General features: G+C 52.1%; 20 protein-coding genes. 11 read left to right on the top strand and 9 right to left on the bottom strand.

Features of this window, described 5'->3' with window-relative positions; translation table 11 throughout:
- Positions 1-198: 198 nt before the first annotated feature.
- A complete protein-coding gene (locus QMG16_RS09710; RefSeq protein ID WP_281793822.1) occupies positions 199-1,890 on the top strand; it encodes a DUF6178 family protein in 1,692 nt (563 codons plus the stop codon).
- On the opposite strand, the gene mtaB is transcribed toward QMG16_RS09710, so the two are convergent.
- The 4 genes from mtaB to QMG16_RS09690 form a co-directional block, all read right to left on the bottom strand.
- On the bottom strand, positions 1,877-3,196 hold the full coding sequence (gene mtaB, locus QMG16_RS09705) for a tRNA (N(6)-L-threonylcarbamoyladenosine(37)-C(2))-methylthiotransferase MtaB (RefSeq protein WP_281793820.1): 1,320 nt from the start codon (positions 3,194-3,196) through the stop codon (positions 1,877-1,879). The genes QMG16_RS09710 and mtaB overlap by 14 nt on opposite strands.
- A gap of 27 nt (positions 3,197-3,223) precedes the next feature.
- Entirely contained in the window at positions 3,224-4,345 is a 1,122-nt protein-coding gene (gene mnmA / locus QMG16_RS09700; protein WP_281793819.1) for a tRNA 2-thiouridine(34) synthase MnmA, read from the bottom strand.
- Positions 4,272-4,763: an iron-sulfur cluster assembly scaffold protein gene (locus QMG16_RS09695; protein ID WP_373878668.1), complete on the bottom strand. Its 492-nt coding sequence runs from the start codon at positions 4,761-4,763 to the stop codon at positions 4,272-4,274. Before QMG16_RS09695 ends, mnmA begins: the two co-directional genes overlap by 74 nt.
- 88 nt (positions 4,764-4,851) lie before the next feature.
- On the bottom strand, positions 4,852-5,277 hold the full coding sequence (locus QMG16_RS09690; RefSeq protein WP_281793817.1) for an NIL domain-containing protein: 426 nt from the start codon (positions 5,275-5,277) through the stop codon (positions 4,852-4,854).
- 211 nt (positions 5,278-5,488) lie between these two features.
- Between QMG16_RS09690 and QMG16_RS09685 the strand changes: the two genes are divergently transcribed.
- Complete coding sequence (locus QMG16_RS09685) at positions 5,489-6,601, top strand: M24 family metallopeptidase (protein WP_281793816.1); 1,113 nt, start codon at positions 5,489-5,491, stop codon at positions 6,599-6,601.
- A gap of 106 nt (positions 6,602-6,707) precedes the next feature.
- Here QMG16_RS09685 and QMG16_RS09680 read toward each other — a convergent pair whose 3' ends face one another.
- The 3 genes from QMG16_RS09680 to QMG16_RS09670 are packed head-to-tail and all read right to left on the bottom strand — an operon-like array spanning position 6,708 to position 8,773.
- The gene (locus QMG16_RS09680) at positions 6,708-7,739 is read right to left on the bottom strand and encodes an NAD-dependent epimerase (RefSeq protein ID WP_281793814.1); all 1,032 of its coding nucleotides are present in this window, start codon (positions 7,737-7,739) and stop codon (positions 6,708-6,710) included.
- A gap of 35 nt (positions 7,740-7,774) precedes the next feature.
- Entirely contained in the window at positions 7,775-8,245 is a 471-nt protein-coding gene (locus tag QMG16_RS09675; RefSeq protein WP_281793812.1) for a universal stress protein, read from the bottom strand.
- Between the two features lie 39 nt (positions 8,246-8,284).
- Positions 8,285-8,773 (bottom strand): universal stress protein, encoded by a 489-nt coding sequence (locus tag QMG16_RS09670; RefSeq protein WP_281793810.1) that lies wholly within the window; start codon positions 8,771-8,773, stop codon positions 8,285-8,287.
- Positions 8,774-9,550: 777 nt separating this feature from the next.
- On the opposite strand from QMG16_RS09670, the gene hflK reads away from it, so the two are divergent.
- The 4 genes from hflK to QMG16_RS09650 are packed head-to-tail and all read left to right on the top strand — an operon-like array spanning position 9,551 to position 13,279.
- Positions 9,551-10,666, top strand: coding sequence for an FtsH protease activity modulator HflK (hflK, locus tag QMG16_RS09665; RefSeq protein ID WP_281793808.1), 1,116 nt, complete (start codon positions 9,551-9,553; stop codon positions 10,664-10,666).
- Entirely contained in the window at positions 10,663-11,658 is a 996-nt protein-coding gene (gene hflC / locus QMG16_RS09660) for a protease modulator HflC (protein WP_281793806.1), read from the top strand. The genes hflK and hflC overlap by 4 nt, the downstream gene beginning before the upstream one ends.
- 16 nt (positions 11,659-11,674) lie before the next feature.
- Positions 11,675-12,889 (top strand): glycosyltransferase, encoded by a 1,215-nt coding sequence (locus QMG16_RS09655; protein ID WP_281793805.1) that lies wholly within the window; start codon positions 11,675-11,677, stop codon positions 12,887-12,889.
- A gap of 24 nt (positions 12,890-12,913) precedes the next feature.
- Positions 12,914-13,279, top strand: coding sequence for a response regulator (locus QMG16_RS09650; RefSeq protein ID WP_281793803.1), 366 nt, complete (start codon positions 12,914-12,916; stop codon positions 13,277-13,279).
- 219 nt (positions 13,280-13,498) lie between these two features.
- Here QMG16_RS09650 and lptG read toward each other — a convergent pair whose 3' ends face one another.
- Positions 13,499-14,572: an LPS export ABC transporter permease LptG gene (gene lptG, locus QMG16_RS09645; RefSeq protein WP_281793802.1), complete on the bottom strand. Its 1,074-nt coding sequence runs from the start codon at positions 14,570-14,572 to the stop codon at positions 13,499-13,501.
- 1 nt (position 14,573) lies between these two features.
- Positions 14,574-15,761 carry an LptF/LptG family permease gene (locus QMG16_RS09640; protein ID WP_281793800.1) on the bottom strand — a complete coding sequence of 396 codons (1,188 nt, stop codon included), beginning with the start codon at positions 15,759-15,761 and terminating at the stop codon, positions 14,574-14,576.
- A gap of 608 nt (positions 15,762-16,369) precedes the next feature.
- On the opposite strand from QMG16_RS09640, the gene QMG16_RS09635 reads away from it, so the two are divergent.
- The 5 genes from QMG16_RS09635 to QMG16_RS09615 are packed head-to-tail and all read left to right on the top strand — an operon-like array spanning position 16,370 to position 21,621.
- Positions 16,370-17,023: a hypothetical protein gene (locus QMG16_RS09635; protein WP_281793799.1), complete on the top strand. Its 654-nt coding sequence runs from the start codon at positions 16,370-16,372 to the stop codon at positions 17,021-17,023.
- Between the two features lie 17 nt (positions 17,024-17,040).
- Positions 17,041-19,719, top strand: a complete 2,679-nt coding sequence (locus QMG16_RS09630; protein ID WP_281793798.1) for a valine--tRNA ligase — start codon at positions 17,041-17,043, stop codon at positions 19,717-19,719.
- Positions 19,720-19,721: 2 nt separating this feature from the next.
- Positions 19,722-20,549, top strand: coding sequence for a carboxylating nicotinate-nucleotide diphosphorylase (gene nadC, locus QMG16_RS09625; protein WP_281793797.1), 828 nt, complete (start codon positions 19,722-19,724; stop codon positions 20,547-20,549).
- A gap of 12 nt (positions 20,550-20,561) precedes the next feature.
- Positions 20,562-21,311 carry an AzlC family ABC transporter permease gene (locus QMG16_RS09620; protein ID WP_281793796.1) on the top strand — a complete coding sequence of 250 codons (750 nt, stop codon included), beginning with the start codon at positions 20,562-20,564 and terminating at the stop codon, positions 21,309-21,311.
- A complete protein-coding gene (locus tag QMG16_RS09615) occupies positions 21,295-21,621 on the top strand; it encodes an AzlD domain-containing protein (protein WP_281793795.1) in 327 nt (108 codons plus the stop codon). Before QMG16_RS09620 ends, QMG16_RS09615 begins: the two co-directional genes overlap by 17 nt.
- The last annotated feature ends 223 nt before the right edge of the window (positions 21,622-21,844 follow it).

Below are 21,844 nucleotides of genomic sequence, written 5' to 3'. Positions count from 1 at the left end.
GTGGAAGAATTCACGAGGGGTTTGTTTGTTATCTTTTTGGATTGATTGAATAAAAATAATATGACATTGTTGTATGAACCACGGAGACACGGAGACACGGAGATTTTATTTGAGAGCCTTTCTCCGTGCCTCCCGTGTCTCCGTGGTTCATATGAAATCTGACAATATCAAATTATATCGATTGATTATGGAGAACATATGCCGAAAGGTTTGATGGTTTTGGAAGAAAAGCGTCTTGAAAGGTTGCCTCCCGAGGAGTTGGCGCTCCATCTGATGCGGATGCCAGCCAAAAAGAGGCTGGAAACCGTCTTGTCCAGAGTGGATGCGGAAGCCGTTGTGGCGGCTCTGGCTCCCCAGGATTTCTACTTTTCCGTGAAAGAGATCGGGGCGGACGATGCGCTGCCCCTTCTTGCCCTTGCGCGGGTAGAGCAGATCAACCACCTCTTCGATCTCGAATGGTGGCAGAAGGATTCCGTTGCGCCGGCCAAGGCCGTGGATTGGTTGGAGCGGCTGGCCCTGGCCAGCCGGGAAAAGCTCCTGGCCTGGCTGCAGGATGCTGACTTCGAGCTTTTGGTGATTCTCTTCAAACGATGGATTTCCGTAACCACAGTCCCCGAGGACGTCGATCTTCTGGAGGCCAGGGACAAGCTTCCCTTGAATACTCTGGATGACCTTTATTACTGGGAAAGCCGTTACCCTCAATATGAAGGCTTTATCAAGGACCTTTTGAGCCTCCTTTTTGAGGTGCACCAGGGGTTCTACAAGGAACTGATGGACCACATCCTGTGGGCTGCCGATGTTGAGATGGAGGAAGACGCTTACCGCTTCCACAAGGGGCGATTGGAAGACCTGGCGATTCCGGACTTCTATGATGCCCTGGAAATTTATCGTTCCCTGCGTCCGGAGGAGATGGCTTTGCGCAAAGAGCCGGCTCTTCTGAAGCCGGAAGGGGCGAGCATCCCCTGTTTCGCCCTGGCGCTCATTCCACAAGGGGATCTGCTTCAACTTTCCCTGCAGGGCATAGGAGACCCCCTTCTGCTCGATTCCCTGCAAGTGGAGTTGGCAAATCTGGCCAATAAGGTGATTGTTGCGGATCAATTGCAGGCCGATGATCCGGAAGCCCTGCGCCGGGCAGTGGACAAGACGGTAGCCTGCGTCAACCTGGGGCTGGATCTGAAAAGCGCGGGGGATCTGAAGCTCTCGATCGAGGTGCTGGGCAGCACTTTTCTGGAACACCTGTTTCGGCTGGGACAGGAAGAGGTGGCCAACCTGAGAAACCGCATGAAAAACCTGCAACTGCAAGGCTGGTTTTCCAGGTGGCCGGGCGGGTTGAGGTGTCTCGAACCTTATTGGCTGGAGTCTGCTGAAGCGCTGTTGCGGAAGACTCCACGCCTGATGCGTGCGCCGTCGGAATCTCATGCATCCCGCCACGAGGATTTTTTCAGGACTCGCAAGGATCTTTTTGAGGGAAAGCGCCTCATCGATCTTTTCACTGCCCTCGGGCCCCTTTTCGATGCCCTTCAGGTCGAGGCCGATCCTTTGATGGATGGGTTGTGGAAAGGGGGGCTGGTGAGGAGCGTGGAAGATGTGACCCTCGGTCTGATGATTTATACAGCGGCTGCTCGATTCCGGCAGGACGGAGAGTGGGTTGTGAAGCCTCTGGCCATCACAAAATGGCCTGCCGCTTTCTCCATGTTGCTTCCGGATCCACTGGAAAAGCTGATCCGGTCCTGGATAGACCGCATTGTGCCGGACGCTTCCCAACGGGAAATGGTTTCAGCCTATTTAGATCCACTTTTTCGCGAGTATGCCGAAGAGATGCGTCCTTTTACGGGAGGAACCCCTCCCGACCCCCGTCTCGTGAAACATTTTCTCTTCAGTGCGGATTGAGAACCATCTCGCCCATCACTCCCTCCCCGGTCAGGCGTCGAATGCGCACCGATACCAGCGAACCCGGAGGCAGGTCGCAGGGAGCCGGAAAAAAGATCTGGAGATAGTTTCTTGAAGTTCCCTGCCACCATCCGGGCTTTACCTGGGATTCCGCCAGCACTTCGATGGTTTCCCCCATGAAGCGTTCCCGGAAGGTCTGCCGTTTTGCGGCGCTCAACCGGTGGAGCAAACGGGCCCTTCGCTTCAGTTCGTTTCCTGTGACCCGTCCCGGCCATTTGGCTGCAAGAGTCCCGGGGCGGGGGGAAAAGGGAAACACGTGCATGTACGAGATGGGAAGGCGGTTGAGCAATTCAAAGGTATTTTGAAAATGCTCTTCCGTTTCTCCAGGGAAACCCACGAGGACATCTGCGCCGATGGCGGCCCGGGGAAAAAGAAAATGAAGCTCCCGAACGAGCTCTTCATACTGGTGAGCCTTGTAGGGCCGGTGCATCCTTTCAAGGATTTCGTCGTCTCCGCTTTGTAAGGGGACATGGAAGTGGGGGCAGATCCATTGCCGGGAGGTGAGGTAATGGAGAAGTTCGTCCGTCCATTCCATGGGTTCCAGGGAGCTGAGACGCACCCGCGGGGGGAGTGCGCTCCTCTCCAGTTCTTCCAGCAGAGCGGCCAATCCCTGCCGCGGCTCGAGGTCCTTGCCCCATTGTCCGAGGTGGATTCCCGTGAGAACGACCTCCTGGTATCCGTGATCCAAAAAACGATCCATTTGGAGACGGACTTCGTGTGCCGGAAGGCTTCTGCTCTTGCCCCGGGTAAAGGGTATCACACAGTAGGAACAAAAAGAGTCGCATCCGTCCTGCAGCTTCAGAAAAGCCCGTGCGCGGCCGGAATACATACGGGTAACGGGCTGGGGAGGAAAATGGTCGTAGCGACGCGGATCGCTCAACGCCATAAGGGGGTGGGACAGGCTGCCCGGCGCTTGCAGCCACTTCGGGAGATCGAATTTTTCCGCGTTCCCCAAAATGTGGGTGGCAAGCCCTTCCTCTGCGATGCGCCGGGAATCGAGCTGCGCCTCACATCCCGTGACGATGATTTTTGCCGCGGGGTTGAGGCGCTGAGCGCGGCGGAGGAGTTGTCTCGTCTGGAACCCCGCTTTGGAAGTGACTGCGCAGCTGTGGACAATGTAGACGTCTGCATGTTCCCGAAAGCCGACCGTTTTGCATCCCGCTTCCTCGAGGAGTTGCAGGAAGTAGGAGGATTCATACTGGTTCACCTTGCAGCCCAGGGTTTCGAGGGCCACTTTAATATTCATCGAATACTCCGGAGTTAAGATCAGAGGCTAAAGGTTTGGAAAAGGGCCGGCGGGCAGAATCGTTCCACCTCCAAGGAGGAGATCCCCATCGTAGAATACGGCGGCCTGCCCGGGGGTGACCGCCCTTTGGGGCTTCTCCAGAACAACGGAGACGGTATTCCCCTCCAGCGGAGTCACGCAGGCCGGCGCGGGGAGATGCTGATGGCGAATCCGGACCTGAACGTGAATGGGCGCTTCGGGAGGAGGTATGGAAACCCAGTTTACGTCTTTTACGGAAAATTCCCGGCGGAAAAGATCCCCGGCGCGTCCCACCCGGACCGTGTTGGAATCGGGTTCGAGACCGACGACATAGTAGGGTTCCGTGGATGCGATTCCCAGTCCACGCCTTTGTCCCACCGTGTAGGCAAAAATGCCTTTGTGTTCTCCCAAGTGATTGCCCTTCAGATCACGAATGGGTCCACTGGTGGAGATGGATGTGGGGGACAGACGTTCTTTGAGGAACTCATGGTAGCTGCCCGAGGGGATGAAGCAGATTTCCTGGCTTTCTTCGGAAAGCGTTGCCGCCCAACCGTTGTGCTCCGCCCATTCCTGGACTTCCCGCTTGGTGGTGTCTCCCAGTGGAAACAACGCCGCTCCGAGCTGCGCCTGGGTCATCCCATAGAGAAAATAGGACTGATCCTTTTTCTGATCGTATCCCCGGCACAGTTTGAAACGGTCCGAGGAAGAACCGGGCGGAAGAATCCGGGCGTAGTGGCCGGTGGCAAGATGGGTCGCGCCCCGAAACCGGGCTTCCTGGAGAAGAAAGCCGAATTTGATTGTGGGGTTGCATACCACACAGGGATTGGGAGTAAGCCCCTGAAGATACGTCTCCAAAAAAGGTTGAATGACCGACTTCTCGAATGTTTCCCGCAGGTCCACTATGGCAAGAGGGATATCCAGCCTGGAACAGAGGGCGTGAAGTTCTTCCTCCCGGCTTTCCATGGCGGTCTCGGCAAGCCCTGGTTTACCCTGGGAGCCGCGCCGGGAGGAAGGAAGAAGCCGCATGTGAATCCCAAAGAGATCACAGCCCTGTTCTTTAAGCAGGATTGCCGTTCGAAGGCTGTCCACACCCCCGCTCATTGCTACCGCAACACGCACTGGCTTCTTCACTTTCTTGTTCCAGATGTTCGTCTTCCAATTTCACCACTTTTTGCGGTTGTCCCGTGCGGCGCCAGAAATCATTGACGGCCGCCTTCAAAGCATCCGTTCCCAGGTTGGAACAGTGCAGTTTTTTGTCGGGCAATCCTCCCAAAGCTACAGCCACGTCATCCCGATTGATGAGGACGGCTTCCTCCAAGGTTTTTCCCTTGACCATTTCGGTTACCATGGAACTGACGGCAATGGCGGCTCCGCACCCGAAGGTCTTGAAATTGATATCCGTGATGCGGTTGTCCACAACTTTTATGGTCATGCGCATGATGTCACCGCAATTGACATTCCCCACCTGTCCGACTCCGTCCGGATTTTCCAGTTCGCCGACGTTTCTCGGGTTTATGAAATGGTCCATAACTTTGTCACTGTAATTCATTCTCACGCTCCTTGAAGGTTCAATACAATCCGTTCTCTTCCAATAAACATCTACTCCCCATATTCAAAACAGAAAAAATATCAAGCGCCTAAAGAACCAGCGTCTTGTCAAAAGTCACGATCATCGCCCTGGCGGGGCACGTTTTTACGCAAAGCTCGCACGCACTGCAGCGCTCCGATTCGAAGAGCACCTCCATTTCAGGGCGTTTGATGTGCAACGCCCCCGTCGGACAGACCGCTGTACATGCGCCGCATTGATAGCACTTTTCCTCGTCTCTCCGAATGCCCTGAGCCACCGGTTCAATCTCCACGCCGACGGCTTTGAGGTACCGAATGCCCTTTTCATAGTCCTTTCGGTTTCCCTTCAATTCCAGGACGAGCATCCCTTCCTTGCGTGGGAAAATTTGTGCCTTCAATATATTGAAAGTAAGATCGTAGTCTTTTACCAGGTGGGTTATGATGGGCTTGTCCACGATTTCCTTGGAAAACCGCAATACCAATATTTTGGAATACATTTCCGGCTGCTCCTCTCTCGCATATCCGTGTCAAAAACGCTAAAAAATAACATTTTCGCATAAAATACCCAACTTCTTTTGTCAATTTTCTTTTTTGAGAGAAAATCCGCCCTTCCTCACATTCCACAAGCGATGAAATCCTTATTGTAATATCCTGGAAAAAACTTTTCGCAATGCATCATTGAATGATCAAAATGAGGAGGATGTTTAAATGAACCGTGAATGCTTTGCTGCCAGACTGTCCCGTTTTCGGAAACTCATGGAGGAAAACTCCCTGGATGCATTTCTGGTGGCTGTTCCAGAAAACCGCTACTACCTGAGCGGTTATGAGGCCGAAGACCTGCAACTTACTGAAAGTTCTGGGTATTTGCTCATTGGAGAATTCAGTCAGTATCTTCTGACCGACTTTCGCTACCGGGAGGAAGCGGAGCACGAAGCCCCGGATTTTGAAGCGGTCATCTACAGTGAAGGATTGCCCCAGGTCCTTCCCGATCTTTTTTCCAGCCTGGGGGTACGGCGTTTGGGAGCGGAGGGACATCATATTTCCTACCGCACCTACTGTGAGGTGGAAAAAGCCCTCAAGACATCGCGCCCCACGGCGGAGATGGTTTCGTCGGAAGGACTGATCGAAGGACTGAGGATTGTGAAGGAAGTACAGGAAGTGGAACGAATCAAAGAGTCCATTGCCCTGACGGAAAAGGCTCTGTGCGAGGTATGGGAAATCCTTGCGCCGGGAAAAAAGGAAAAGGACCTGGCCTGGGAGATCGAGCGGCGAATAAGGGAGGGGGGAGGTGAAGCCGTTTCCTTTCCTCCCATCGTGGCGAGCGGTCCCAATGGTGCTCTTCCCCACGCAGTACCGACGGACCGCGTAATCGCTCGGGGCGATGCGGTGATACTGGATCTTGGTTCTAAGCTCAATCATTATTGCTCGGATATGACTCGAACCTGGATTGCCGGAACACCCGATGCCAGGCTCAAGGAGATTTACAGGATAGTCCGCGAAGCGCAACTGGCGGCCCAGGATGCCATCAGAGCGGGCAGGGATTCCGTGGAAATCGACGGGGTGGCCCGGGGGATCATCACCGAGGCGGGTTATGGAGAGCAGTTCGGGCATGGCCTGGGGCACGGAGTGGGAATCGCGGTGCACGAAAAACCCGGTCTGAGAAAGCGTAACCCGACCGCCCTCGAGGAAAACATGATCATAACCGTTGAGCCAGGCATCTATTTGCCCGGCTTTGGGGGGGTGCGACTGGAAAATATGGTTCGAGTCACTCAAACGGGTTGTGAGATATTGAACCGTGCGGATCTGTTTTATAAATTTTGAGGGAAGCGGAGCACCGGCAGGAGGTGAGGAGGCAACCACAGAAGACACAGAGGGCTCAGAGAAATACCTTTAAATGGAATCTCTGTGTTCTCCGTGTCTCCGTGGTTCAGACGAAATCTGAATTTCCGTAATAACTTCGATACCATTCCACGAATCGTGAAATCCCTTCCTGAATGGAGGTACGGGGGTGAAAGCCGAAATCCCGTTTGAGATCATCGATGTCGGCATAGGTTGCAGGAACGTCCCCCGGTTGCAGAGGAAGCAGTTCCTTTTCGGCCGTGATCCCGAGGCAGTTTTCTATGGCTGTGATGAAATCCATCAGTTCGACGGGTTTATTGTTTCCAATATTGTAGATGCGGTAGGGGGCATAGCTTGTTCCGGGATCCGGGGCATCACCGCTCCACGAAGAATCGGGTTTCGGCGGTTTTTGAATCACCCTCACAACCCCCTCGATGATGTCGTCGATATAAGTGAAGTCGCGCCGCATTTTGCCCTCGTTGAAGACTTTTATGGGCTTTCCTTCCAAAATGGCGCGGGTGAAGAGGAAGAGGGCCATGTCAGGCCGTCCCCATGGACCGTAGACGGTGAAAAAACGCAAACCCGTGCAGGGAAGACCGTAAAGGTGGGCATAAGTATGAGCCATGAGCTCATTGGCCTTTTTGGTGGCGGCATAGAGGGAAACGGGATGGTCTACATTGTGATGAACGGAAAAAGGCATATGGGTATTGGCCCCATAGACGGAACTCGATGAGGCGAAGACCAGATGCTTTACGTTTTGATGGCGGCATCCCTCCAAAATATTGATAAATCCCAGCAGGTTGGAATCCACATACGCATGGGGGTTTGTGAGAGAGTATCTCACCCCGGCCTGGGCCGCCAGGTTCACGACCGTTTCAAAAGAATACCGGTTGAAGAGATCTTCCATACCCGCGCGATCGTAGAGGTCCAGCTTATGGAAGTGGAAGTCCGGGAATTCCTGGAGTTGTTTCAGGCGGTTTTTTTTCAGATTGACATCATAATAGTCGTTGAGATTGTCCATGCCGACTACAGGGTGTCCGTCCTTCAGAAGGCGCAGAGCCAGGTGGTAACCGATGAATCCGGCAGATCCGGTAACGAGTACGGGCTTTTTCTCATTCATTTAAAATGGACTCCTAATCAAAGTCTAACAGGCGGTCAGACTTTCTTGGGGCGAAGCCGAACCGTCAACACGGAGCAGGGAGCCTTGCGTACCACCCGGTCTGCCGTACTTCCGAAGAGAACATGGGCCAGACCGGTGAGTCCATGGGACCCCATAACGATGAGGTCGATATCCTTTTCTTCGGCTATACGCAGAATTTCGGTGGACGCATACCCCGAGAGAAGATGCACGGAATACGGCTGTTTTTCCTTGAGTTGACTGATATAGCGTTCCTGGATGGATTCTTTCGCCGCCTGGGTCACCTGTTCGATGAACCCCGGATCATATTCAATGGGCATGTAGGTTGCGTGGATGGGGGGAGAAACGGAAAAATTGACCATAGCATGCACGATATGGAGGTTTGCCCCATAATGCCATGCCAGATCTTTGGCTGTCAAAAAAGCTTCATCTGCGTTTTCCGAAAAATCGGTACAGAAAGCGATATTTTGAAAGAGGTTGTTTGACATGTGCTCTCCTTTGCCGGTACGAATTCAGATGATGTGTTTTCAGTCGTCGACAACCCACACGGTCATCGATCTCGCCAATTTGGTGACAGTCTTTGAAACGCTTCCCAAAAACAATTCTTTAACCCGGCTCAATCCTCGCCGGCCGATCACAATGGTTGAACATTCCAGCCTTTTGCCTTCCTCCAAGATGACCTGCGCCACCTCGGCGGATTGTACGGAAAAACGGGTAGTGACCTGAGCATTCGAAAATCCTCCTTCCAGAAGCAATTGTCTCGCTTCCTGAAAGGCAAGATTCATTCTGTCTTCGTCTTCCCTGGTCCAGAAATAACCCCTCAAGTGAGCTTGTTCTGCATGTATTTTCTCGATCCTCTGGACTTCTTCTTTCTTGAGGAGATTGGGCGAGGTCGTTGGAATTACATGAAAGAGGACCAGGCGAATATGTTTCGCTCCCTTCAAGATGCGGTTGAGGTAGCGGATGCTCTTGAGGGAACCGTGCGTCCCATCCAAAGTAACGAGAAAGCTATCCATGAGGCTCCTTTTTCAGATATCCTTTATTATTAAAGATGGGAAGGGATTACGCCGGCACGCGAATGCTCCATTCATTCTGAAAACCGAATGGAGATCCTCTATAGCTCTTTCTCTTTCCTCTTGACACTCCGGAACTTGTAAAAGGACCTTTTCATGTGTTTTGCCGTAAAATTTGCGGACAAAGAACATGAGTCGTTTCATTGATCATGTGTGCGCCCTTGGAGGGAGGATCGAATCAAGGCCCCAAGTGGGCGTTTTATACCTCTGTTGGCGGGAGAAACGCAACACCTAACGTGCTTTTACTCATGGGGGCCGTTCCTTTCCTGTTCATGGAATGCGTCATGCAACAGGGAGGGCGACAAAGAGCGATCACACCTCGATCGCGAGAAAGAATGGGTTTCCCGTCTTTTTCTTGGATATAGGATGGCCGGCGAAGGTTTCTCATAAAAATTGCAGCAATTTTCATTTTGAAAAACCTACCCCCCCGCCCCTCTCAAGGGGAGAATTTTTAGGATAAGATCCCCTCTTGTAAGGGGGATCAAGGGGGATGTCGGAAATGCCAATATCATGAGAGACATCCAAAATGAGAATTGCTGTAAAAATTGGGATAAGCTTGACAATAAAATGAGGTATCATTAGGATGACGCTTTCAAATAGTTTGTGAAAAAAGGTATTCAGCTTTGATCTATGGAAAAATGAGACAGAGGAAGCGAGCCTAGATCAAGAGAATCAGGGGATAACACCTACGATAGAAATGGAGTTTTTTGAGGAGGACAGATGGATTGGGAAAGGCCGCCTCGCAGAGGTTCCGGGCCGGGAGATTTTCAAGACCTGGAAGAGATGTTCAGACGCCTGAAAGAGCGTTACAGGCTCTCTTCCTTTGGGACCGGTCCCATATGGCTGATCGGTCTGGTCCTGCTGCTTCTTTTTGTCGCCGTGAATTCGTACTACATTGTTGAACCCCAGGAAACAGCCGTTGTTCAGCGATTTGGCAAGTTTATCAAAACTTCCGACGCGGGATTGCATTTCAAGATTCCTTTCGGGATTGAAACGGTTCGAAAAGTCGTGACCGGCCGTGTGCTTCAGCGGGAATATGGGTATCGGACCGTGCAGCCGGGGGTGCAGTCGCGCTTCGTCACCAAGGGATACGAAGAGGAATCCACGATGCTCAGTGGGGACCTGAATGTCGTGGACCTGCAATGGACGATTCAATACAAGATACAGAACCCGGTGGATTATCTGTTTCAGGTTCAGGATGTGGAATGGACGCTGGATGACATTTCGGAATCCGTCATGCGCCGTATTGTGGGGAATCGATATTCGGATGAAGTCCTCACGGTGGGGCGTGCCGCCATTGCCGATATAACCAAGGGGGAGATCCAGCAAATCATCGATTACTATAAAACGGGTCTCAAAATCGTTGCGGTTCAGTTGCAAAACGTCAATCCCCCGGAACCGGTGAAAGCCGCTTTCAATGAGGTGAACGAAGCTCAGCAGGAAAAAGAGCGGATGATCAATGAAGCTCAAGAGGCCTACAACCAAAAGGTCCCCAAGGCCGTGGGACAGGCGCGGCAAACCATCAATCAGGCTGAGGGATACGCCCTGGAGCGGGTCAATCGGTCCCGGGGAGAAGCGCAGCGTTTCGCCGATATTCTTGCGGCATATGAAAAGGCCCCTGATGTGACTCGACGTAGGATGTATTTGGAATCATTTGAAAATCTCTCAGGAAAAGTCGACCGTATGTATGTTCTGGATGGAAATATGGGGAATCTGCTGCCCCTTTTGGACTTGAACCGGTCTTCCTCGCGGGGTTCGGAGAGTTCAGGCAGGCAAGGGCAGCAAAGCAGCCTCTCTCTCCAGTCTGGAAGTCCGAGACACGAGGAGAAACAATGATTCCAAAGGGAATCCGCATCTTGCCGCTCGTAGCGGTTATATTGGCAATCCTGGGGGCGACGGCTCTTTTCGTGGTGACCGAGACGGAACAGGTTGTCGTCACCCAGTGGGGAAAGCCGGTGGGAGAGCCCATCACTCAAGCGGGATTGCACTTTAAAATCCCCCTGATTCAAAAAGCCAACTACTTCGAGAAACGTGTCATGAAGTGGGACGGAAATCCCAACCAGATTCCAACAAAGGACAAGAAATATATCTGGGTGGACGTTACGGCTCGCTGGCGCATCAAGGACCCGCTGTTGTTTCTGAAACGTGTGGGGAGCGTTTCCACGGCTCATAGTCGCCTTGATGGCATTATCGACTCCGTTGTGCGCGACTACGTGTCCAACAATGAATTGGAGGAGCTGGTTCGAAGTGAAGGGTGGGAGGATGCTCGGAAAAATCTCCTGGAAGCCGGGATCTCCGATTTCAGTTCTCTGGGAAGCCAGACGGATCGTGAGCAGTTGGGGGAAGTTACGGACCGTTTGACCAAGGGGAGGGAAAAGATCACACGGGAGATGGTGGCGGATGCTTCACGTCTGTTGCCTGAATTCGGCATCGAACTGATGGATATTCGCATCAAACGGATCAACTATGTGGATACGGTGCAGAAAAAAGTCTTTGACCGGATGATATCGGAACGCAAACGCATTGCCGCTCAATATCGTTCGCAAGGGGAAGGTGAGCGGGCGGCTATTTTGGGTCAAATGGATCGGGAGGTGGCGAGGATCGCATCCGAGGCTTTTCGCACGTCTCAGGAAATTCGAGGTAAGGCCGACGCGGAAGCCACGCGGATCTATGCGGAAGCCTTTCAGAAGAATCCGGAATTCTACGAATTCTACCGAACTCTTGAATTTTATAAGAATTTCAATAATTCTGACAGTTCTTTCATCCTGAGTACAGATGCCGATATTTTCAAGTATCTGAAAAATAGCGGGGAAACATCAAAGAGGTAGACCAGGAGAAGTCTTTATGGCATTTTACGAAGAAAATCCCCATCAAATTACCAAAGCGGACATGGTGGTGGCAATTCCCTCTTTTAACGAAGCGGAAACCATCGGCCGGACGGCGGAGTTGGCTGCGAAAGGTCTTACAGATTTTTTTGGTAATCTCAAGTGTGTGCTCATCAATTGTGACAACCATTCTGCAGATGGAACCAAGGAAGCCTTCCTTTCCGCTCCCGGTGAGATCCCGAAGATCTACCTTTCTACTCCCCCCGGCGTTCATGGGAAGGGGAACAACCTGCGGAATCTTTTTGAAAAAGTCCGCGAATTAGAAGCTCGAGCCATCGTGGTGGTCGAATCGGACATCAAGAATTTTGCGCCTTTTTGGATCAAAAACCTGGGGGAACCCATATTGAAGGGAGCGGGTTATGTCTGTCCCCTTTATGTTCGCCATAAGTATGAAATCACCTTGACGAGTTCCATCGTCTATCCCCTGATTCGCTGCCTTTATGGACGGCGCGTTCGACAACCCAATGCGGGAGATTTCGGATTCAGTGGCAAACTTGTGGACGCTTTTCTGGATTCTCCGGTCTGGACTGAATCCGTCCAGCACTTCGGTATCGACATCTGGATGACCACCATCGCTCTCAATGCCCGTTTGCCTATTTGCCAAGCCTTCATCGGCGCTCCCAAAGTGCATCGGCTCAAAGACCCCTATGCGCATCTCTCCGTGTTGTTCCACCAGATTGTCGGAACGATCTTCGACATGATGGAGGTTTATCCTGACTTTTGGAAGCAGGTGAAATGGAGCAAACCCACCGCGCTGTATGGAACCGATATTCATGAGGTCGAAACCCCGCTGCCCGTTGAAATCAATGCGACCCGTTTGCACGAGAGGTTTTTGCAGGGCTTCGATAAATACACCAATATGTGGCAGCTCATTTATGACCAGACTGTCTGCCCCAAGCTTCAGGAAATCCGGAGCATGGGGTTGCAGCACTTTTCTTTTCCTACCCAGACGTGGGCTCGGATTTTGTACGATGCGGCTTTGGCGTACCATCGGGCGGAGGCATCGGAAAAGGATAGAATTTTGGATTCCCTGCTGCCTCTGTATCTGGGGAAGGTGCTCTCCTTTGTGAAAAAGACGGAGCGCATGTCGGTGCAGCAGGCTGAGGAGTATATCGAGAACGAATGCATGATTTTTGAAGAAAATAAGCCATATATCGTAAAGATATGGGAATGATTCGACCTGTAGGGAGGTAAGGTAATGCCAAAAATTTTAGTTGTTGATGACGAAGAGCATATTCGACTCCTTTACTCCGAAGAACTGAAAGAGGCTGGATACGAAGTCATTACGGCCGAAAGCGGATACAAGCTGATGGAGCTCATTGAAGCGGAGAAGCCGGATCTTGTTGTCCTGGACATCAAAATGGTGGATTACAATGGGCTGGATATTCTCCAGGACATCCGAAATCACTTTTATGACCTGCCCGTTATCCTTTCAACGGCATATGATACTTTCAAAGAGGACATGAAGTCCATTGCGGCGGACTTTTATGTGGTGAAGAGTTTTGATCTGACGGAACTGAAAAAGAAAATTGCCATGGCTCTCGAGACGCGGCTGCCGACTTAGAAATGCCTGGTACCAGTTCGGCGTAAATCATCATCCAGTCCGGCATGTTTTGAAGTCTTCCCCTTTGGGGGATGTTTTCCGAGCTTTACCCCCCGCCCCCTCGAGGGGGGAATCCATTTGCTTGATTCGACAGCATCGCCTTGCCCCCGAGGGGGGAATGGAATCGTTCGACGGGACGAAAATTTTCGCCGCCGTGAGAATGGGCCTTTGTGTCGTTGATCAATTTTTTGTCATCCAAAGATAACCCGTCAAAGAAGCAAAAATGACATTTGCAGCCCACACCCCGATCCATGGCGGTAAAATGCCTGCTGTCGCCATTCCGCTTCCCAATTGTAAAAGAGTCAGGTAGAGGAATGCAACGATCATGGCGATTCCCACACTGAGAGTGATGCCTCCGTGCATGCCCTGGCGCAGGGCAATAGTGATTCCCAGAAGCGCCAGGACAAAAGTCGTCAAGGGAAAAGCCATTCTCATGTGAAGCTCGACCTCGTAAGGTGTGGAATTGTAGCCCTCCAGGCGGATTTTCCTGGAATATTTGTAAAGATCGAGCCATCCCAATTCCTCGGGAATGGTTTCCAGTCTTTCGAAGTCTCTTGGGGTCTCCCTGAGGTTGAGTTCCCGTTGCTGAAACCATTCCTGCGTGGTTTTCGTTCCTTCGAAACGAAGTATCAGCCCGTCTTCCGCAATCCACCGGTTTTTGTCCCACCGGAACCGTTTGGCGTCCAGTCTTTGTGTGAGTTTGAATTGAGAATCCGTGTAAAAGAGTGAAACCTTCTGCATGGTCTGATTGGATCGATCGTAGAGGCGAATCTGATAGATAACCCCGTTGCCATGATACCACACGTTTTCATGGCTGTAAGAAACGGATGCCTGATTTTGCATCACTTCCTGCTGCCATAGCCGCTGAGCTCTTTGGTTCATGGCTCGAGATAGGGTTTCTCCGACTCCGAAATGGACAAGGGAGAGGAGGAGTGCGGTCGAAACGATGGGCATGATATAGGAAGCCGGGTTTACGCCCGCGGTCTCGAAAGCGATGAGTTCCCGGTTGCGCTTGAGGATTCCCAGGGAAATCAGGGTCCCCAAAAGAACGGCCATGGGGATCCCTTGCGTTACAATGAATGGGGTCTTGTAGAGAAAATAGAGCGCTATCTGGAGGGTGGAAACATGCTTTTCCAGCATGTTGTCCACCTTTTCAAAAAAATCGATGATGAGGTAAAGCCCGACAAACGTAACGAGAGCCAGGGTGAAAGTGGGGAGGAAGTGTCTGATGACGTACCGGGAGATGATTCTCATTTCAGGACTTGCACTCTTTGTGAAAACCCAACAGGCGTAGGATTTTCTGGAAAATAGGGTATGCCCGCCTCCACAATGACGATTCAAAAGGGGTTTCCCTCTGCAGCTTGAACCAGAGGTATGCAGCGATGCCCAAGGTGAGAATGTTGGGGGTCCAGATCGCCAGCGATGCAGGCAGGAGGCCGTTTTCACAAAGCCCCTTTCCGGCGGAAAGCACTACGTAATAGGCAAGAAAAATTCCGACAGCCAGGGTAATGCCTGTCATGCGCCCTTTTTGGCGGAACATGGCGCCAAGAGGGGGGGCTACCAGGCCGAGTATCAGACATCCCATGGGAAGAGCGATGCGTTGGTGGAGTTCCATGAGATAACGCACATCGGGGTTCTGGCCGGGTTGATGGATTTTTTCGAGGACTTCGCGGAAAGTCATCTGGGTCTTTCCCTTGGAATCCTTTGGGGATGTTCCAAAGATCTCGTCCAGGGACAAAACGAGATTGTAATCGCGAAAGGTAACCGCTTGAGCATCCTGGAAATCATCTGGGACGCGGGTGATGATTCCGTTGTACATTTTGAAGACCATGCGATTGGTGTTCTTTTGATATACAATTTGAGCATGTTCCGCCACAATGGTCACGCGTACCTTGGGTTCTCTCTGGTCCTGGACCAGAATTCCCTTGATTGTCAGGTGGGAAGGATCCACATTGCGGAAAAAGAAGACAAGGTCTGGAATGGTGTCAATGAAGACGCCTTCTCGCAGCAACAGGGGAAGACTGGCGCGCCCCAGGGATTTGAGCTTGCTCTCGAAAGCTCTGCTGGATGTCGGAATGATGGAAAGCATGTTGTAAAACGAAAGGAAGGTGGTCAGCAGGAGAACGATCGCGACGGGCGGAAACAGCTGTTTGAAACTGATTCCGGCAGCACGAAGGGCGATCAGTTCGTTGTCACCATTGATTCGCACGAATGCCAGTAAAATTCCCATGAGGGTTGCCATGGGAAGTGTATAAGTGAGCAACTTGGGCATGGCCAAAACCATGAGCCCGGCAAGGTCGAGAAAAGTCACAGAGGAAGTGAAGAGGTAGCGTGCAAGCTGTAACATGCGGCCGGTGACGAGAACAAAACTCAACCCCAAGAGACAAATGCTCAGTGGGAAAATTTGTTCTTTGAGGATATAGCGATAGAGAGTCATTCCCATAACCGAAGAAATCTATCCAAAAGAGAGTGATCAGGTCAATGAGAAAATTTAAGCGGGCATTCAGAGAAGGAGTGTTTGGCTGGGTTCCCTCCGGAAACATGCGGGAATGACGAGTAAATGTTAAGAAACTTCCGACCGGGTGCTGAGTACAGCTCCACATTGAGAGGTGATCAAAATGCACTTGCCGTTCCCCCGGTGAAAGCCGGGGATCCAGAAAGCTTAATTGGCCTGGATTCCGGCTTTCATCGGAATGGCGGTGGATAGCCTCCACCGATTTTGTACATTTGTTTGTGTGGGGCTGCACTTAGAACCTATCCGGAAACCACCTGTTGACTTTGCGACACCCCCTTGGTCCCCCCTCGAGGGGGGGAATTAAATGGGGGTGTCCGCTGCCGAGGTAGATTTTCGGATAGGCTCTTAGATCGCCGGGAAGGGAGGCGGGGAAATGGCTCGAGGAATGCATTCGCTGCAAATGCCTTGACAGACGAATTTTTTGCGTGCTATCGGTTGCTTGCCGTATTGTGTGAAGGGCAGATGGAATCCTTCTGACTTCTGATTTTTGAATGAATGCGCAGTTTCAGGATGATTGTACAAATAAGAGAGAGCGTATGAAAAAGCCAAAACGATCCTTTGAACTGGAAGAAAATCAATTGAATTCCTCCAAGGATGTCGGGATTGGACTCGATACGGAAGACGATGGGGAAATCATAGATCTTGAGGATATCCTCAATGATCTACCCGACGAAGAATTGCGGGTCGAGTTCGACGATGAAAGCGATCCGGACTTCGTCGAGCTGTTGGACTCCGAGTCCGGTCTGCGGATAGATATTACGGACGCGGTTCAAGGGGCGGAGGAAGACGAGGACGAAATGCTTGATGAAGAATCGCTGAGGGATGATTTCTTTAAGGAATTTTCTCTTACCGGCGGCGAGAATGAGCCCTCTCCGGACCTGCACTTCAAGGAAAAGTCGCCTCTCAAAGACGAGGGGGTAGAAGATCGGTTGGATTTCGGTGAAGATCTTTTTGCCGGGTTTAAGGCGGGGCCTTCTGAAGCGTTGGCCGCAGAGCCTGAAGAGACGATGATGACTTCCGCGCAAGCACCGGAAACGGCTGAGGAAGTAAGCCCCTCTTTGCGAGAATTTGTTTTCCAGATCGAGTCCCGCCTGTTGGAGTCCGTACGGGAAATAGTGGAGGCTCGTTTGCCGGATATCGTCAGGTCGGTCCTTCGGGAAGAAATCGAGAAAATGAAAAAAGATTTGTGAAAACAGGGAGCAGTTAAATGAGTGAAGGCATTTTGCCCAAAGCATACGCATTCCACGAAGTTGAATCGCACTGGTACGCCCATTGGGAAGAATACGGTTATTTTCATGCAGACGTTCATAGTTCCCGCCCTCCTTTCAGCATCGTGATTCCTCCTCCCAATGTGACAGGGCAACTGCATATCGGGCATGCTCTCAACGACACGATTCAGGATATCCTCTGCCGTTACAAGAGGTTGAAAGGTTTTGAAGTCCTCTGGATTCCGGGAACGGACCATGCGGGAATTGCCACTCAGAACGTGGTGGAACGGCAGATCGGACAGGAGGGGCTCAGCCGCCATGAACTGGGCCGGGAAGCTTTTCTGGAGAAGGTGTGGACATGGAGGGAAAAGTACGGTGGAATCATCATCAACCAATTGAAGCGTCTCGGAGCTTCCTGCGATTGGGATCGTGAACGCTTTACCATGGACGAGGGGCTTTCAAGGGCGGTAAGGCACGTTTTCGTGCGGTTATATGAAGAGGGGCTGATTTACCGCGGAAAAAGGATGATCAATTGGTGTCCCCGTTGTATGACGGCTCTTGCCAATATTGAAGTGGAAGGCGAGGAGGTGGACAGCCGTCTCTATCACATTCGATATCCTCTGGCGAACGGGAAAGGTGCCCTGGTGGTGGCGACCACGCGGCCCGAGACGATGCTGGGCGATACCGCAGTGGCGGTTCACCCCGAAGATCCCCGGTATGCGTCATTTATCGGCCAGAAAGTGATTCTGCCTCTTGTGGGGCGGCTCATACCCGTGATTGGAGATGCGTATGTCGAACGGGAATTTGGAACGGGTGCTCTCAAGGTAACCCCCTCTCATGATTTCAATGACTTTGAGCTCGCCCGCAAGCATCATCTGGAGTTGCTGCAGGTGATCGGCGAAAACGGTGCCATGACGGAAGCGGCAGGAGTGTATGCCGGCCTGGATCGCTACGCATGTCGCGAACGGATCCTCAAGGACCTGGAGAAAGAAGGTTTTCTGGTCAAGGTGGAAAACTACAAAAACCGGGTGGGACACTGTTATCGCTGCAAGAGTGTGGTCGAACCCATGCAGTCCCTTCAATGGTTCGTTTCGACGAAGCCCCTGGCGGAAAAGGCCATGGAAGCCGTTCGGGAGGGGAAGACTCGAATCGTTCCTGCCAAGTGGGAAAAGGACTATTTTATCTGGCTGGAAAATGTCGAGGATTGGTGTGTCAGCCGCCAGATATGGTGGGGGCACCGCATTCCTGCGTGGTATTGTTCTGAATGCGGGAAAGTCATTGTCGCCATGGACGATCCCACGGTTTGTCCGGAGTGCGGCGGCAGTCGGCTGGAACAGGATTCGGATGTTCTGGATACATGGTTCAGTTCGGGGCTCTGGCCTTTTTCCACTCTGGGCTGGCCCGAAGAGACGGCTGAACTCCGGCAGTTTTACCCCACATCCGTATTGGTGACGGGTTTCGATATTCTCTTCTTCTGGGTCGCGCGCATGATGATGATGGGGCTCCATTTCATGAAGGATGTCCCCTTCAGGGATGTCTATGTGCATGCCCTCGTTCGCGATGCTCAGGGGCATAAAATGAGTAAATCCAAAGGGAACGTGATCGATCCCCTGGTGATGATGGATGAATACGGTACGGATGCCCTTCGATTCACCTTGACGGCTTTTGCCGTACAGGGAAGGGACGTCAAACTCTCAGAGGAACGGATCGAAGGTTACAAACATTTCATCAATAAGATATGGAATGCGTCCCGGTTGGTTCTCATGAATCTCGAAGAGTCTGGGGAATTGCCGGAAATCCCCGCGAAGCCGGCCGGCCTTGTGCACCGTTGGATTTTGAGCCGACTGCAGCGGGTGATAAACGAAGTGGATGCATCCATCGAAAATTATCATTTCAACCAGTATGCTCAGTCCCTCTACCAGTTTATCTGGCACGAATACTGTGACTGGTACCTCGAGATGATCAAGCCGGATTTTTATGGCGAAGATCCATCCGTGAAAGCCCTGGCTCAGTCGGTTGCGGCGCGGGTCCTGGAACAGATTCTTGTCCTGCTCCATCCTGTAATGCCCTTTGTTACGGAAGAAATCTGGCAGAAACTGCCACAGACTACGGGAACCATCATGAAGGCTTCGTTTCCGCAGTTTGAAGCCGAACGCTTGGATGCCGAGGCGGAAGAACAGATGGACATCATAATGAATGTCGTCAACGGCATACGCAACATTCGCGGGGAAATGAATGTTGCGCCCGCCACGCGAGTCGAGGTCGTCTGCCTGTGTGAGAGGGATTTTGAGAAAGACCTCTTGCTGAGGCATTCTGGAACGGTGAGTGACCTGGCTCGCTTGTCCCGTTTGGAGGTAGGGCGATCGGGGGAGGTGAAAAAACCTCGCCTTGCGGCAGGGATGGTTGCAAAACATGTGGAAGTATACGTTGTTTTGAAGGATATCCTGGATTTCGAAAGCGAGTCCAAACGGCTGCAAAAAGAAATTTCCAAACTGGAAAAGGAGCTCGGCATCACGCAGAAAAAACTCTCCAACGAAGATTTCTTGCAGAAAGCCCCGGAAGACGTCATCGAAAAAGAACGGGAGAAAGGGGCTCGATTGGGTGAGAAAATGGAGAAATTGCGTCACCATTATGAAATCATCAACACGCTGAAAGACAGCGCATCAGCGGGGGAGTGATCATGGAGCGTTTGGATGCCCTGCTTTGGATGGCGATTCAGGAAGATCTGGAACACGGTGATGTGACCAGCGAAACCGTGATAGAAGCGCAGATGCTGGGAACAGCCGTAGTTGTGGGACGGGAACCCTTCGTCCTTTCAGGGTCGCAGGCTTTTTGCCGGATTTTCCAGTTGATGGATTCGGCAGTGGACGTGAAGCGCCTCTTTCAGGATGGAGAGAGTATACCGTCCGATATCCCTGTTTTCGAAATCCGTGGGAGGGTCCGTACCCTGCTGACTGCGGAGCGCACCGCTCTCAATCTCCTTCAGCGTCTCTGCGGTGTCGCCACTCTGACACGGCGAATGGTCGATGCCCTCGAAGGCACATCCTGCCGGCTCCTGGACACTCGAAAGACCACCCCTTTGTGGCGCACTCTAGAAAAAGAGGCCGTTCGTCATGGTGGGGGCTTCAACCATAGGTTCGGTTTGTCGGATGGAGTACTCATCAAGGACAACCACATCGGAGCCGTTGGGAGTGTCGGGGAAGCGGTGCGCCGGGCACGCCGGGGTGCTCCTCACACCCTGAAAATCGAGGTCGAAGTGGAAAACCTGGACGAACTGGAGGAAGCTCTCGAAGCGGGCGCCGATATCGTTCTGCTCGACAATTTTCCCCTGGATCGTTTGAAAGAGGCGGTCATTCGCAATAGGGGGAGAGCCTTGCTCGAAGCTTCGGGTGGAATCACGCTGGAACGGGTCAGAGCCATTGCCGAGACGGGAGTGAACTTCATCAGTAGTGGAGCTTTGACTCATTCTGCCAGGGCCATCGATTTGAGCCTGGAATTTTCCCATTGATAGCATGCTGCAATGAGTTCAGAGATTTCCTCGTCCATAGACTCATCGAAAAATGACCGGCCTCGACAGATCATCACGGAAGGGGTCGAGGCGGGCTGGCCCATCTGCCTGGGATATGTGCCCATCGGGCTGGCCTTCGGGGTGCTCGCTCAAAAGGCGGGACTGGGTGTTCTCGAAGTCGGGCTCATGTCCCTTCTGGTTTTTGCGGGGAGCGCCCAGTTCATCGCTGTTTCAATGATCGGGAGCGGTGCCGCATCCCTTTCCATCGTCTTGACGACCTTGATCGTCAATCTGCGGCACGTGCTCATGAGCTCTTCCCTGGCGGTTTTTCTCGGCAGGGTGGACCGCAGTCTTCTCTCTCTTTTTGCATACGGGGTAACGGACGAGAGCTTTGCGGTCAACATGACCCGGTTTCGGGAGGGGGAGTGGACTCCTCATCGTGCCCTCGTGGTGAATCATATCGCCAATTTTGTGTGGATCGTGTCCACGATGATTGGGGCCTATGGGGGGCACTTCATTCCTGCAGGGAGCTTTGGGATCGATTACGCTCTCAGCGCCATGTTCCTCTCTCTCATGGTTTTTCAACTTCGAGGCAGAATATATGTGATCACCGGGCTTCTTGCGGGCCTCTTTGCCATTCTTTTCGCCATGCTCATTCCTGGAAATGCTTACGTGATTCTTGCTTCCCTGCTGGCGGCCACAAGTGGATTTTTGTTGAAGCGATTCGGTCGAAAGAAAATGCCCTATGATGCCCGGTTCTGACTATTTGCTCCTGGTCGCTGGCATGGGGCTGGTTACATTTGTCCCACGCTGGTTTCCCCTCTTTTTCCTGTCTCAACGCAGATTGCCCCAGTGGTTCATCGACTGGCTGGACTTGATCCCCGTGGCTATTCTGAGCGCGCTCATCTTCCCTGATCTGTTTATTACGGGTGAGTCCCGTCATCTCGAACTCTTACATCCCAAGGCACTGGTAGCTCTTCCTACTCTTCTTTTCGCCCTGAAGACCAAATCCCTTGGCGGAACGGTCGTCGTCGGAATGCTTCTCTTCTGGTTGTTTTCCAAATTTTTCTAATGCGACATCGTCAGATTAACCATGGAGGCACAGAGGGCACGGAGAAAGACCTTCAAATGAAATCTCTGTGTTCTCCGTGTCTCTGTGGTTCAGACAAGATCTGACAATGTCAAGCTCATTACAGCTCCACACAAGAAAGTGAACAATTTTCAATCTGTCATTCCCGCATGCTTTAGGCGGGGAATCCAAGGGATCTTGAGCACTTGTTTGTGTGGGCATGTAC

This window comes from Desulforhabdus amnigena, from assembly GCF_027925305.1.
Taxonomy (GTDB): domain Bacteria; phylum Desulfobacterota; class Syntrophobacteria; order Syntrophobacterales; family Syntrophobacteraceae; genus Desulforhabdus; species Desulforhabdus amnigena.
This window is presented reverse-complemented; position numbering and strand designations above follow the sequence as displayed.

Coding starts and splice junctions, on each gene's coding strand:
- QMG16_RS09710 (WP_281793822.1), top strand. CDS start 199: ATGCCGAAAGGTTTGATGGTTTTGGAAGAAAAGCGTCTTGAAAGGTTG.
- mtaB (WP_281793820.1), bottom strand. CDS start 3,196: ATGAATATTAAAGTGGCCCTCGAAACCCTGGGCTGCAAGGTGAACCAG.
- QMG16_RS09695 (WP_373878668.1), bottom strand. CDS start 4,763: ATGAATTACAGTGACAAAGTTATGGACCATTTCATAAACCCGAGAAAC.
- QMG16_RS09690 (WP_281793817.1), bottom strand. CDS start 5,277: ATGTATTCCAAAATATTGGTATTGCGGTTTTCCAAGGAAATCGTGGAC.
- QMG16_RS09685 (WP_281793816.1), top strand. CDS start 5,489: ATGAACCGTGAATGCTTTGCTGCCAGACTGTCCCGTTTTCGGAAACTC.
- QMG16_RS09680 (WP_281793814.1), bottom strand. CDS start 7,739: ATGAATGAGAAAAAGCCCGTACTCGTTACCGGATCTGCCGGATTCATC.
- QMG16_RS09675 (WP_281793812.1), bottom strand. CDS start 8,245: ATGTCAAACAACCTCTTTCAAAATATCGCTTTCTGTACCGATTTTTCG.
- QMG16_RS09670 (WP_281793810.1), bottom strand. CDS start 8,773: ATGGATAGCTTTCTCGTTACTTTGGATGGGACGCACGGTTCCCTCAAG.
- hflK (WP_281793808.1), top strand. CDS start 9,551: ATGGATTGGGAAAGGCCGCCTCGCAGAGGTTCCGGGCCGGGAGATTTT.
- hflC (WP_281793806.1), top strand. CDS start 10,663: ATGATTCCAAAGGGAATCCGCATCTTGCCGCTCGTAGCGGTTATATTG.
- QMG16_RS09655 (WP_281793805.1), top strand. CDS start 11,675: ATGGCATTTTACGAAGAAAATCCCCATCAAATTACCAAAGCGGACATG.
- QMG16_RS09650 (WP_281793803.1), top strand. CDS start 12,914: ATGCCAAAAATTTTAGTTGTTGATGACGAAGAGCATATTCGACTCCTT.
- lptG (WP_281793802.1), bottom strand. CDS start 14,572: ATGAGAATCATCTCCCGGTACGTCATCAGACACTTCCTCCCCACTTTC.
- QMG16_RS09640 (WP_281793800.1), bottom strand. CDS start 15,761: ATGGGAATGACTCTCTATCGCTATATCCTCAAAGAACAAATTTTCCCA.
- QMG16_RS09635 (WP_281793799.1), top strand. CDS start 16,370: ATGAAAAAGCCAAAACGATCCTTTGAACTGGAAGAAAATCAATTGAAT.
- QMG16_RS09630 (WP_281793798.1), top strand. CDS start 17,041: ATGAGTGAAGGCATTTTGCCCAAAGCATACGCATTCCACGAAGTTGAA.
- nadC (WP_281793797.1), top strand. CDS start 19,722: ATGGAGCGTTTGGATGCCCTGCTTTGGATGGCGATTCAGGAAGATCTG.
- QMG16_RS09620 (WP_281793796.1), top strand. CDS start 20,562: ATGAGTTCAGAGATTTCCTCGTCCATAGACTCATCGAAAAATGACCGG.
- QMG16_RS09615 (WP_281793795.1), top strand. CDS start 21,295: ATGATGCCCGGTTCTGACTATTTGCTCCTGGTCGCTGGCATGGGGCTG.